Genomic DNA, 10362 nt, shown 5'->3' with positions numbered 1-10362 from the left:
GCCAGATAACTAAAAAAGGCTGCCCCATGGGGCAGCCTTTTTTAGTTATCTGGCGCGGGATGCGAAGTGCGCTGCGCGCGCTTCGCCCCATGCGGTGCTGCGCAACGCATGGGCCCCTCCCTTTGCCTGCCTCTCCCCGCCCCTGTCGGGGCAGCCCCTCAACAGAGGGGCTTGTTCCTCCAGATGGACTCTGCGAACTGGCGATGTGCCTGGATGCTGTCCGTGCGCTGCGGGTTACCATGTGCGCATCATTTGCTGGAGCGTCCCCCATGACCGCTGAAATCCTGGTGCCTGTTTCTTTCGGCGAGCTGCTGGACAAGATCTCGATCCTGCAGATCAAGTCCGAACGGATCAGCGACGAAGGCAAGCTGGCCAATGTGCGCCGTGAGCTGTCGGCGCTGGATACCACCTGGATGGGCCACCCGGCCGCGGTGAAGGACATCGCCAAGCTGCGTGCCGAGCTGAAGGCAGTGAACGAGCAGCTGTGGGATATCGAGGACGATATCCGCCTGAAGGAGAAGGCGCAGTCCTTCGACCAGGGCTTCATCGACCTGGCGCGCAGTGTCTACCTGCACAATGACGAGCGCGCGCGCATCAAGAAGGCGATCAACCTGGCGCTGGGCTCGGTGTACGTGGAAGAGAAGTCGTACCAGGATTACGCGCCCCGCGCGTAATCCCGTAGATCCACGCCATGCGTGGATGGGCCCAACGGCCCGCCAATCAACCCCGGTGGTCGGCCACGTAGCGCTCGAAGGCAGCAATGCCGTCCTCGACCGTGATCAGTTCCATCACATCATCGAACTCGATCTTGGTGCCCCACTTCAGGTCGACCGCCTGTTTGCCCAGGTACTTGCGCGCGGCATCGTCGTAACGGTCCACGCAGTAACGACGGTCCGAGTACGGCCCGCTGCGGTGCGGGTTGCTGGCCGCATGCAGGCCCAGCACCTTGCTGCCCATGGCGTTGGCAATGTGCATCGGCCCCGAATCGGGGGTCATCACCAGATCGGCGCGGGCCAGCAGGGCCGGCAGCTGCTTCAACGTGTCCCTGCCCACCAGGTCCAGTGCCGGGGTTTCCAGCTGGGCCTGAATGGCGTCGGCCATGCTGCGCTCCAGCTCACTGCGGCCGCCGCACAGCACCACGCGCCAGCCACGGGCCTGGGCGTGGGTGGCCACGGCGGCGTAGCGGTCGGCATACCAGTTGCGACGCACGTGGCTGGAGCACGGCGAGATCATCAGCACCGGGCGGCCATCGTCCTCCCACTGCGCCGCGGCCCACTCGAAGGCGGCCGGCGGCACGGCCAGATCCCAGCTGACCGTGTCCTGGCGCAGACCCAGCGGTTCGCAGAAGCTGCCGATGGCATCCAGTACATGGATACCGGGGCGTTCGGGAATGCGTTCGTTGATGAACAGCCCGTGCAGGTCCTTGGAGCGGCTGCGGTCGTAGCCGATGCGGCGCTCAGCCGGAATGAAGGCCGACAGCAGATTCGCGCGGAAAGCCACCTGCATCTGCAGCAGCGCGTCGAAGCGCCCGGGCGGCAGCTGATGGCGCAGTGCCTTCACCCCGGCCATGCCGGTCTTCTTGTCGTAGGCATGGAAGACCACGCCGGGCAGGCCGTCCAGCAGCTTGTGGCCGACCTTGTCGATGATCCAGTGGATCGGCGTCTGCGGGCGCGCGGCCTGCAGGGTACGCACCAGCGGCACGACATGGGTGACATCGCCAAGGGCAGACAGGCGAAGGAGGCACAAGGATGAGGACGCTGATGCCATGTGTTGTTAGACTCAAAGGAATGGTCGCATTTGACGCCAATGAAGCGCTGACGCCATGCCGCGAGGGTCGCGGCATCGGGGCCATTCTGTTCGACCGCGAGCGGCTGCGGCAAGCCGAGGCCGGTCTGTTCTCGCCCCAGTACTGGGGCAACAAGGCCCGGCCGGTGGGCGAGGGCGGCCGTGGCAGCGCCTGGTTCGTCGATGCATCCTTCGGCCCCGGGGTGCTGCGCCACTACCTGCGCGGCGGCCTGGCAGCCAAGCTCAGCCACGACCAGTACATCTGGCGGGGCTCGGACCGGACCCGCAGTTTTGCCGAATTCCGGCTGATGCGCGCGCTGCGTGCGCAGAAGCTGCCGGTGCCCCGGCCCATCGCCGCGTTCTACATGCGTGAGGGCCTGCGCTACCGCGCGGCCATCCTGATGGAGCGCATCGAGGGCGTGCGCTCACTGGCCGACCGCGCACTGGTGGCTGGCCGCGGTGCCCCCTGGGAAGAGGCCGGCCGCCTGATCGCGCGCTTCCACCGCGCCGGGCTGGACCATGCCGACCTCAACGCCCATAACATCCTGTTCGATGGCAATGGCCATGGCTGGCTGATCGATTTCGACCGCGGGGTCATCCGCATTCCCGCCACCGCCTGGCGCGAGCGCAACCTGAAGCGGCTGCTGCGTTCGCTGCTGAAGCTGCGCGGCGAGCGCAGCGTGGAAGACGTGCAGAAGGATTACGCGCGGCTGCGCCGTGCCTATGACATGGCCTGGAACCGAGGCACCTGATGGACTGGTCGTTGCGTTTCCTCGGCGTCGGCAATGCGTCGGCGGTCGAGCTGGGTTCACCCATGTCGGTGATCGAATGCGATGGCCGCCCGTGGCTGACCATCGATTGTGGCGGCGAAGGGCTGACTGCGTTCAAGGCGCACTACGGGCACCTGCCGCAGGCATTGTTCGTGACCCATGTGCACCTGGACCACGTGGCTGGCTTCGAGCGCCTGTTCGTGGATGCCTTCTTCAGTGCGCAGCGGCGCGGCAAGGTGCGCCTGTACGTGCCCGCCACGGTGGTGCCGCTGCTGCACAAGCGCATTGGTGATTACCCCAACGTGCTGGCCGAAGGCGGCGCCAACTTCTGGGATGCCTTCCAGTTGGTCGTGGTGGGCGATGCGTTCTGGCATGAAGGCGTGCGCCTGGAGGTGTTCCCGGTGCGCCATCACTGGCCGGAAACCGCCTATGGCCTGCGCCTGCAGGGCGCGCTGGTGTGGAGTGGCGATACCCGGCCGATTCCGGAAATGCTGGCACGCTTCGCCGACGACAACGAACTGATCGCCCACGACTGCGGCCTGCATGGCAATCCTTCGCACACCGGCGTGGACGACCTGGAGCGCGAGTACAGTGCCGAGCTGCAGTCGCGCATGATGCTTTACCACTATGCCAGCGCGGCCGATGGCCAGGCCCTGGCCGCGCGTGGCCATCGCGTGGCCCAGCCCGGCCAGTGCGTGGCGCTGGCAATGCCCACCGCGCCGAACGTGCTGGCGCAGGACCCGCCGTGAATGCTACCGGCCAGCCTGCCGACGCGGTGCTGGCGGCCGAACTGGAACATCTGGAACGCGCACTGCACACCCCGCAGGTGCGGGGCGACCGCGCGCGGCTGGCGGAACTCCTGGATGAGGATTTCAGCGAGATCGGCAGTTCCGGCCAGAGCTACGGTCGTGCGGCAGCGCTGGCCGAGATTCCGCTGGAACGGGCGCTGGTGCAGATCGAATCAGAGCAGTACACGGTTGCACTGCTGACGCCCGCGCTGGCCCAGGTGCGTTACCGCAGCCGCTACCACGTGGACGGCCAACCGCAACGCTGGGTGCTGCGCAGTTCGTTGTGGCGCCGGCATGGGCAGGCGTGGCGGGTGGTGTTCCATCAGGGCACGCCGGAGGCGGGGTAGCGCCGGGCCATGCCCGGCGAAGGGCGCCAACCAAGGTTGGCAGCTACCAAGGCGGGGCACGGCCCCAAAAGGCGGTGGCCCCGCCGGCTGACCTCGGCGCCCGCGTCGATCGATACCGTTGCTGCCTTCCGGCCCTGGCGGGATTTTCGACCTAGCGTCGCGAGGGGCCGACGGGGCCACCATAGAGACGTTGGCCGCCTTGTGGCGGCCGGTTCACGGAACAGGGGAAGTGGCGCGCAGCGCGCCGAAGACCACAGCCGGACTGCACACCGACTGGGCCGATGGCAGGCGCGCATTCTAGCGCAGGCGCGGCCGCTTGTGCCAGCGCCGCGCACTGAACCGGCTGTAACCCGCCACCGCCCGCAGCGGCCCCGGCGCAGCGGCGTTGCTAGAATGCCGGGCAGGAGGAACGGCCTCCCCCGCATCGGGAATCAATGACCAGGACGGCCTGGCCCTACCAAGAGGAGGGCCGTCATGGCCTGGATCTTTCTGTTGTTCGCCGGCCTGCTGGAAATCGTCTGGGCCGTGTCCATGAAGCAGTCCGAAGGCTTCAGCAGGCTCACCCCCACCGTGGTCACCATCCTCGGCATGATCGCCAGCTTCTGGCTGCTGGCCGTAGCCATGCGCAGCCTGCCGCTGGGTACCGCCTACACGATCTGGACCGGCATCGGCGCGGTCGGTGCGTTCGTGGTCGGCATCGTGTTCCTCGGCGAGCAGGTCAGTGCGATGCGCATCGGCGCGGCCGTGCTGATCGTCAGCGGGCTGGTGCTGATGAAGCTGTCCAGCAGCTGACAGGCCGTCGCTCGATACGGTGTTCGTGTTCGCCGGGTTGGGCCGGGTGCTGCTGCGTCGTCAGTGCGGGTTGCGCGCGCAGAAATCGCGCGTGAGCTGCAGTTCCATTTCGATGGCGTGCAGTCCTGGCCCATGTCCGTCCGCGGTTTCCCGCACGGCATGAAAGCCCAGGGCCGCATAGAACGCCTGGGTATGCTGGCTGGTGCTCAGCACCACGCGATGCACCCCTTCTTCGGCCTGCGCCTGTCGCAGCCGCGCGTGGGCCAGCATGCGCCCCAGGCCGCGGCCTTGATGCTCCCGCGCGACCATGCCCCAGCAGAAAGCGGCACTGCCATCGGCATGCCGTGACAATCCTCCGCAGGCGACGACGAGGCCATCGACTTCGATGACTTGGAAGGCGTGGGTGAGGGCGTGGTCACGCAGGAATCCGATGAAATCCGTGCGCTCTGCCGGTGCGAAGAACATCGGTGTGTTGCCATCGAACAGGGCCAGGCAGGCGCTGGCATCGCATGGCAGGTAGGCGCGCAGCTCAGGTGTCATACGCGCCGCTGTCCCACGGCTCGAAGAACGCCATGTAGTTGCCGGGCTGCATTTCCACCGCCCACAGATCGTCCTCGTCCTCGGGTTCGCGCGCGACCAGGCCGAAGGTGGTGCCGAACTGTTCCAGCGCAAACGGTGCAACCTGCACGCGCTGATGCGTAACGGCGCCCAGGTCGTGCAGGCGCGCCTGGCGGATCGCGCGGTGCTGCTGCGCATCCACCTGATCGCGCGGGCCCAGTGCATCGATCTGTGCATCCAGCAGGACGCCGTCGGCATCGAACAGATACAGCGCGATGTATTCGCAGCCAGGCTGGCGGCGCGTGGCCGGTTCGAACGGTGTGGTCAGGATGAACTGCCGCCCATCTTTGGTGTGGCCGATGCAGTCGGCGTAATGGTCATTCGGGTCGATGGCGATGCGTTCGGGGCGTTGGCTCATGGTGGCGTCCTTGCAGGGGAGCGGCATTGAACCGCGTCTGCCCGGGTCGACTCAAGTGATCACCGTGGGTATTGGTGTCTGAAGATGGCGGGCATGCGATCGCGCACGCCCGCAGACTGCGCACCTCGCAGACACGTAGTTTCGATGAACGATCTTCCTCATCGTTTTGCAGGCCTGCATCGCAGCGCTGACCTGCTGATGCTGCCCACCGTGTGTGACGCGGGCAGTGCGTGCCTGGCAGAGGACTGCGGTGCGCACGCGTTGGGCACCTCCAGCGCCGCAATGGCCTGGTCGTGTGGCCATGCCGATGCGTGTGTGCTGCCGGAGGCCGCGCTGCTTGAGCGCGTGCGGCAGATCCTGCGGGTGACGACGTTGCCGCTTACCGTGGATATGGAAAACGGCTACAGCGACGATCCGCGGCAGGTGGCCGCGCGCGTGCAGCGCCTGCAGGCCTGTGCGCAGGCTGGTGCGGATGGCGGATTTGTTCCTGGATTGCAGGCATTGGCCGAGGTTGCGGCGGTTGCTGCTCAGGTGGCGCTGCCATTGAACCTGATGGCGTTGCCAGGGTTGGCACCGGCCGACCTGCTGCGCCAGGCCGGCGTTCGCCGCTTGAGCGCCGGGCCGGCGCTGTTCCTGCAGGCCTGGGCGGCTACGGCAGCGGCAACGCGCGCGTTGTTGCAGGGTGGGGTGTTGATGGGGGCGGATGGAGTTTCGTACGCCGACGTGGATCGGCGCTTTGCGATGAACGCGGAAGTGGGCTGACAAGGGCGGGCATTACGACCCAGCCCTTGCCGAGCGCCTTGCCATTCAGCACCGGGGGACGTCGATCATCGTTTTCTCAGCGCTTGACCCGTTCCACGCGGCGACTCAAGCGACGTCCTTCCTCGGTTGAATTCTCCGCAAGCGGTTGGCCTTGGCCGAAGCCCTTGGCTGCCAGTCGATCGGCTGCGATTCCGGCTGACAAGCCGATTGCGGACAGACTCAGCGCGCGCCTGCGAGAGTGTCGGGTTGTGCGATGGGCTGCCACTGTCGTCGGTGTGTCCCGCCACCGAGAGGCGAAGACGTTCATCGGCCTTCAGCAGCTGGGTGACCTGCAGAATCTGCGGCTCCGAGTCAGGCAGAATCGCGGCGGCGTCGGTGGCGAAGTTCACCTGGATGGACACTTTTCCACTGCTTTCCAGCGCGTGTTTCAGGGTGTCGGCTTCATGACCTTGGCCGTTATCTGTACCGGTTTGGTTTCCGCGACAAGCAGTGCGCCGGAATTTCCGCTGGAGCCCAGGTGAATCCATATATCCCGATCATCACGATGGATGACGTAGGTTTCTGCCGGCTCGTTGTAGATATCGCCGATGCCGCCGACATAGTGGACCCCGGCCTTGCTGCTGCCGATGTCACCTGATGCATCGGCGGGAAGGATGCCGGAGAAAATGCGTTTGCCACCCAGTGTCTCTACCAGGCTCTGCACATTGCGATTGAGCTCAAGTTGCGAATAAGGATGGTCGCTGTTGCTCTGCAGGACCGACGAATGGACCTTGCCTTCAATCCACTGCACGCGATCACCGGTCCAGAACGGCACGCGATCAAACGCGCTGTCCACCACATCCTGACTGGCGTAGCCCTGTGGCAGCCCGAGATAGGGGAACGTGCCCAGCGGCGCATTGGATACCGGCAGATCGGCAACAGTGAACGGGCGGGCCTTCTGGTTATCATCAGCAGTAGCCGCGGACTGAGCGGAGGATTCCGCGCTGGCGCTGGTCGGAGCGACCGGTGAGGCGCCGCCTTCTGCAGCCGTTTCGGCGGACCCCTTGCAGGCGCCCAACGTCAGTATCAGGCTTGCGGCCAACAGGCTTACGCGCGCTGCGGAAAACTGCGATCCGTACTTCTGCATCATGAACGCACCTGCCTCATCAGTTCGTTGCAGACATCGCTGGTGGGCTTGTACTGGCCCTTCTTCCAGGCATCGGTGATTTTCACCCGCGCCTGCGCTTCTGCAGCGTCATAGGCCTGGTCGAAGTCTGCCTCTGTGCCAAAGATGGTTCTCACCTGTGCCTTGTGCCTGGCGCGCAGCGTTGCGGTCTGTTCGGCTGTTGCGCCGCACGCCAGCGCATTGCCCGTATGCGTGCCTCCCACTGTGCCGTATTGCGCGGCGGCGCCGCTTTGTGCGAATACGGGGCCACTGCCGATCAGCAAGGCAGCGGTGATCACTAGCTTCGTCATGGAATACCGCATGTAGATGGTCCTCATCTGGCCCGGTAGCGGGCATCAATCCCTGTGCTGCGAGCATAGCAACAGGCAATGCCAGTCAGGATGGCGCTGCATCAGGCGGCCCTGTGGGCGGCCCCAAGGTGAACAGGGTAAGGATGACGAACCGCCGCAAGGGGCTGCGTCTGGCCAACCTGGCGGTCCTTGAGAGTGGTGCCAAGGGCGTCTGCTCCACGCATGGCGTGGACCTACGGATCTGTCTGGGCGAGCAAGCCCCCCTGTTGAGGGGCTGCCCCGACAGGGGCGGGGAGAGGCAGGCAAAGGGAAGGGCTCATTCGTTGCGCAGCAACGCTTGGGGCGAGGCGCGCGCAGCGCACTTCGCTTTCCGCGCCAGATAAATGAAAAAGGCTGCCCAGAGGGCAGCCTTTTTCATTTATCTGGCGGAGAGAGGGGGATTCGAACCCCCGAAGCGCGGTTTAGACGCTTACACACTTTCCAGGCGTGCTCCTTCAACCACTCGGACACCTCTCCGGATCCCTGCCATCGGCAAACGCCTCAGCAGGGGCGCAGATTCTAGCGGGCGCCGCGCCCGGACACAAGCACCCTGTTTCAGGGGAAGGGGCTGGACAGGCATGGCACAATGGAACATCCGATGGAAGACGGTGGCCTGATGTCCTATCTCGTGCTTGCCCGCAAGTGGCGTCCGAAGCGTTTTGCCGAGCTGGTGGGCCAGGAACACGTGGTCCGTGCGCTCAGCAATGCGCTGGACAGTGGCCGGGTGCACCATGCGTTCCTGTTCACCGGTACCCGCGGCGTGGGCAAGACCACCATCGCGCGTATCTTCGCCAAGTCGCTGAACTGCGAGCAGGGCACCAGCGCCGACCCCTGTGGCCAGTGCGCAGCCTGCCTGGACATCGACGCCGGCCGCTACATCGACCTGTTGGAAATCGACGCCGCGTCCAACACCGGCGTGGACGACGTGCGCGAGGTGATCGAGAACGCCCAGTACATGCCCTCGCGCGGCAAGTACAAGGTCTACCTGATCGACGAAGTGCACATGCTGTCCAAGGCGGCCTTCAATGCGCTGCTGAAGACCCTGGAGGAGCCGCCGGAGCACGTGAAATTCCTGCTGGCCACCACCGACCCGCAGAAGCTGCCGGTCACCGTGCTCAGCCGCTGCCTGCAGTTCAACCTGAAGCGGCTGGACGAGGACCAGATCCAGGGCCAGATGACCCGCATCCTGGCCGCCGAGGAGATCGAGTCCGACCCCAGCGCCATCGTGCAGCTGTCCAAGGCCGCCGATGGCAGCCTGCGTGATGGCCTGTCGCTGCTGGACCAGGCCATTGCCTACGCCGGTGGCGCCCTGCGCGACGACGTGGTGCGCACCATGCTGGGCACCGTGGACCGCACCCAGGTGGCGGCCATGCTCGATGCCCTGGCCGACGGCGAGGGCGCGCGCCTGCTGCAGGTGGTGGCGGCGCTGGCCGAGTTTTCGCCCGACTGGAGCGGCGTGCTGGAAGCGCTGGCCGAGGGCCTGCACCGTATCCAGGTGCAGCAGCTGGTACCGGGTGCGGCTGCCGCCGCCGAAGGTCTGGATGTGGCCGCCTTCGCTGCCCGTCTGCGCCCGGAAGTGGTGCAGCTGTGGTACCAGATGGCGCTCAATGGCCGCCGCGACCTGCCGCTGGCGCCGAGCCCGCGCGCAGGCTTTGAAATGGCCGTGCTGCGCATGCTGGCCTTCCGCCCGGCGGCCGCGGTGCCGCCCGTCCCGCGCGCGGTGGAGCCGGCCGCAGGCGCTGCCCCGGTCGGCAATGTGCCCACCGGCGGTGTGACGGGCGGCGGCCACGAGGCCGCGCCGGCCGCCGCTGCTGCGGCCCAGGCCCCTGCCACGCCAGAGGCTGTGAGCGCCGCAGCGCATACCCCGGCGCCGCAGCCACCGCCGCGTGAACCCGAGCCGGAACCCGAACCGGATCCCACGCCGGAACCTGAACCTGAACCGGTGCCGGTGGAAGAACCCGAAACCCCGGTACCGGTGAAGGCCGACGTGTCCGCGCCGCCTGCCAATGCGAGCGACGATCTGCCGCCGTGGGCAACCGAGGAGGCCGAAGCCGCTCACGCCCGTGATGCGTCGCTGGCTGCCGCGCACGCTACCCCGGAGGCGGCCATGGTCGCCCCCTGGCACGAGCCACCGGCGCCGGCACAGCCGGTCGAGGTTGCCCAGGAGCGCTCGTTCCAGCCGGAAGGCATTGCCATTGCGCCCGCACCGGCGGCTGCCGACCGTGGCCCGCAGGAGGCTGTGAGCGAGCTGGCCAGTGCCGAGGACTGGCTGGACCTGGTGGCCGGCAGCGGCCTGAACGGCCCGTCGCGCCAGTTGGCCGCCAATGCTGCGTTCATCAGCTGCCAGCAGGGCACCTTGAAACTGGGTCTTTCGCCCGGATTTGAATACCTGCGTTCCGAGCGCGCGCTGGCGGCGCTGGGTGAGGTGCTGGAAAAGGCCCTGGGCCAGGCGCTGCGGATCGTGGTCGAGACCGTGGAAACCGAACAGGTGCCGGCCGAGACCCTGCACCAGCGTGCCGACCGCCAGCGTGGCGAGCGCCAGCAGGCCGCCGAGGCCACCTTCATGGACGATCCGGAAGTCCAGCTGCTGATCCAGCAGCACGGCGCCCGGGTCGTTTCCGATTCCATCCGTACTTTTGACGAGTAAG

General features: G+C 66.5%; 13 protein-coding genes, 1 tRNA gene and 1 other RNA gene. 7 read left to right on the top strand and 8 right to left on the bottom strand.

Translation table 11 applies throughout. The annotated features are described in order from the left end of the window. The first annotated feature begins 269 nt into the window (after window positions 1-269). Complete coding sequence (locus RTY46_RS13135) at window positions 270-674, top strand: DUF6165 family protein (protein WP_312708854.1); 405 nt, start codon at window positions 270-272, stop codon at window positions 672-674. Between the two features lie 46 nt (window positions 675-720). Here RTY46_RS13135 and RTY46_RS13130 read toward each other — a convergent pair whose 3' ends face one another. Next, window positions 721-1767: a glycosyltransferase family 9 protein gene (locus RTY46_RS13130; protein WP_312708851.1), complete on the bottom strand. Its 1047-nt coding sequence runs from the start codon at window positions 1765-1767 to the stop codon at window positions 721-723. A 20-nt stretch (window positions 1768-1787) separates the two neighbouring features. On the opposite strand from RTY46_RS13130, the gene RTY46_RS13125 reads away from it, so the two are divergent. The 3 genes from RTY46_RS13125 to RTY46_RS13115 are packed head-to-tail and all read left to right on the top strand — an operon-like array spanning window position 1788 to window position 3690. Continuing rightward, on the top strand, window positions 1788-2537 hold the full coding sequence (locus RTY46_RS13125) for a 3-deoxy-D-manno-octulosonic acid kinase (protein ID WP_108748728.1): 750 nt from the start codon (window positions 1788-1790) through the stop codon (window positions 2535-2537). Then, entirely contained in the window at window positions 2537-3304 is a 768-nt protein-coding gene (locus RTY46_RS13120; protein ID WP_312708850.1) for an MBL fold metallo-hydrolase, read from the top strand. The genes RTY46_RS13125 and RTY46_RS13120 overlap by 1 nt, the downstream gene beginning before the upstream one ends. Further along, window positions 3301-3690: a nuclear transport factor 2 family protein gene (locus tag RTY46_RS13115; protein WP_312708849.1), complete on the top strand. Its 390-nt coding sequence runs from the start codon at window positions 3301-3303 to the stop codon at window positions 3688-3690. Before RTY46_RS13120 ends, RTY46_RS13115 begins: the two co-directional genes overlap by 4 nt. 77 nt (window positions 3691-3767) lie before the next feature. On the opposite strand, the gene ffs is transcribed toward RTY46_RS13115, so the two are convergent. Next, window positions 3768-3864: signal recognition particle sRNA small type (gene ffs / locus RTY46_RS13110), an RNA gene on the bottom strand. A 300-nt stretch (window positions 3865-4164) separates the two neighbouring features. Between ffs and sugE the strand changes: the two genes are divergently transcribed. After that, entirely contained in the window at window positions 4165-4482 is a 318-nt protein-coding gene (sugE, locus tag RTY46_RS13105; RefSeq protein WP_312708846.1) for a quaternary ammonium compound efflux SMR transporter SugE, read from the top strand. 60 nt (window positions 4483-4542) lie between these two features. Here sugE and RTY46_RS13100 read toward each other — a convergent pair whose 3' ends face one another. Together RTY46_RS13100 and RTY46_RS13095 are read right to left on the bottom strand one after the other, a co-directional pair. After that, window positions 4543-5022, bottom strand: a complete 480-nt coding sequence (locus RTY46_RS13100) for a GNAT family N-acetyltransferase (RefSeq protein WP_312708845.1) — start codon at window positions 5020-5022, stop codon at window positions 4543-4545. Further along, entirely contained in the window at window positions 5012-5458 is a 447-nt protein-coding gene (locus RTY46_RS13095; protein WP_312708844.1) for a hypothetical protein, read from the bottom strand. Before RTY46_RS13095 ends, RTY46_RS13100 begins: the two co-directional genes overlap by 11 nt. Before the next feature lie 144 nt (window positions 5459-5602). Here RTY46_RS13095 and RTY46_RS13090 point away from each other — a divergent pair, with 144 nt between their 5' ends. Beyond that, on the top strand, window positions 5603-6220 hold the full coding sequence (locus RTY46_RS13090) for an isocitrate lyase/phosphoenolpyruvate mutase family protein (RefSeq protein WP_312708843.1): 618 nt from the start codon (window positions 5603-5605) through the stop codon (window positions 6218-6220). 65 nt (window positions 6221-6285) lie between these two features. Here RTY46_RS13090 and RTY46_RS13085 read toward each other — a convergent pair whose 3' ends face one another. The 4 genes from RTY46_RS13085 to RTY46_RS13070 all read right to left on the bottom strand — a co-directional run bounded on the left by RTY46_RS13085 (window position 6286) and on the right by RTY46_RS13070 (window position 8191). Next, the gene (locus RTY46_RS13085; protein WP_312708841.1) at window positions 6286-6747 is read right to left on the bottom strand and encodes an OmpA family protein; all 462 of its coding nucleotides are present in this window, start codon (window positions 6745-6747) and stop codon (window positions 6286-6288) included. Continuing rightward, window positions 6648-7349, bottom strand: coding sequence for a hypothetical protein (locus RTY46_RS13080; RefSeq protein ID WP_312708840.1), 702 nt, complete (start codon window positions 7347-7349; stop codon window positions 6648-6650). The genes RTY46_RS13085 and RTY46_RS13080 overlap by 100 nt, the downstream gene beginning before the upstream one ends. Then, entirely contained in the window at window positions 7346-7687 is a 342-nt protein-coding gene (locus tag RTY46_RS13075; RefSeq protein WP_312708839.1) for a hypothetical protein, read from the bottom strand. Before RTY46_RS13075 ends, RTY46_RS13080 begins: the two co-directional genes overlap by 4 nt. A 411-nt stretch (window positions 7688-8098) precedes the next feature. Next, a tRNA-Ser gene (locus RTY46_RS13070) sits at window positions 8099-8191 on the bottom strand. Window positions 8192-8312: 121 nt separating this feature from the next. Between RTY46_RS13070 and dnaX the strand changes: the two genes are divergently transcribed. Beyond that, window positions 8313-10361 (top strand): DNA polymerase III subunit gamma/tau, encoded by a 2049-nt coding sequence (dnaX, locus tag RTY46_RS13065; RefSeq protein ID WP_312708862.1) that lies wholly within the window; start codon window positions 8313-8315, stop codon window positions 10359-10361. The last annotated feature ends 1 nt before the right edge of the window (window position 10362 follow it).

Source organism: Stenotrophomonas sp. (genome assembly GCF_032056425.1).
Lineage (GTDB): Bacteria > Pseudomonadota > Gammaproteobacteria > Xanthomonadales > Xanthomonadaceae > Stenotrophomonas.
The sequence above is the reverse complement of the archived record's forward strand: the minus strand, read 5'-3'. Positions and strand labels throughout refer to the sequence as shown.

What these genes read in the sequence shown, in the direction of transcription:
- RTY46_RS13085 (WP_312708841.1), bottom strand. Translation starts at nt 6,747, where the DNA reads ATGGATTCACCTGGGCTCCAGCGGAAATTCCGGCGCACTGCTTGTCGC.
- RTY46_RS13090 (WP_312708843.1), top strand. Translation starts at nt 5,603, where the DNA reads ATGAACGATCTTCCTCATCGTTTTGCAGGCCTGCATCGCAGCGCTGAC.
- RTY46_RS13080 (WP_312708840.1), bottom strand. Translation starts at nt 7,349, where the DNA reads ATGATGCAGAAGTACGGATCGCAGTTTTCCGCAGCGCGCGTAAGCCTG.
- RTY46_RS13095 (WP_312708844.1), bottom strand. Translation starts at nt 5,458, where the DNA reads ATGAGCCAACGCCCCGAACGCATCGCCATCGACCCGAATGACCATTAC.
- RTY46_RS13120 (WP_312708850.1), top strand. Translation starts at nt 2,537, where the DNA reads ATGGACTGGTCGTTGCGTTTCCTCGGCGTCGGCAATGCGTCGGCGGTC.
- RTY46_RS13125 (WP_108748728.1), top strand. Translation starts at nt 1,788, where the DNA reads ATGGTCGCATTTGACGCCAATGAAGCGCTGACGCCATGCCGCGAGGGT.
- RTY46_RS13130 (WP_312708851.1), bottom strand. Translation starts at nt 1,767, where the DNA reads ATGGCATCAGCGTCCTCATCCTTGTGCCTCCTTCGCCTGTCTGCCCTT.
- RTY46_RS13075 (WP_312708839.1), bottom strand. Translation starts at nt 7,687, where the DNA reads ATGCGGTATTCCATGACGAAGCTAGTGATCACCGCTGCCTTGCTGATC.
- sugE (WP_312708846.1), top strand. Translation starts at nt 4,165, where the DNA reads ATGGCCTGGATCTTTCTGTTGTTCGCCGGCCTGCTGGAAATCGTCTGG.
- RTY46_RS13135 (WP_312708854.1), top strand. Translation starts at nt 270, where the DNA reads ATGACCGCTGAAATCCTGGTGCCTGTTTCTTTCGGCGAGCTGCTGGAC.
- dnaX (WP_312708862.1), top strand. Translation starts at nt 8,313, where the DNA reads ATGGAAGACGGTGGCCTGATGTCCTATCTCGTGCTTGCCCGCAAGTGG.
- RTY46_RS13100 (WP_312708845.1), bottom strand. Translation starts at nt 5,022, where the DNA reads ATGACACCTGAGCTGCGCGCCTACCTGCCATGCGATGCCAGCGCCTGC.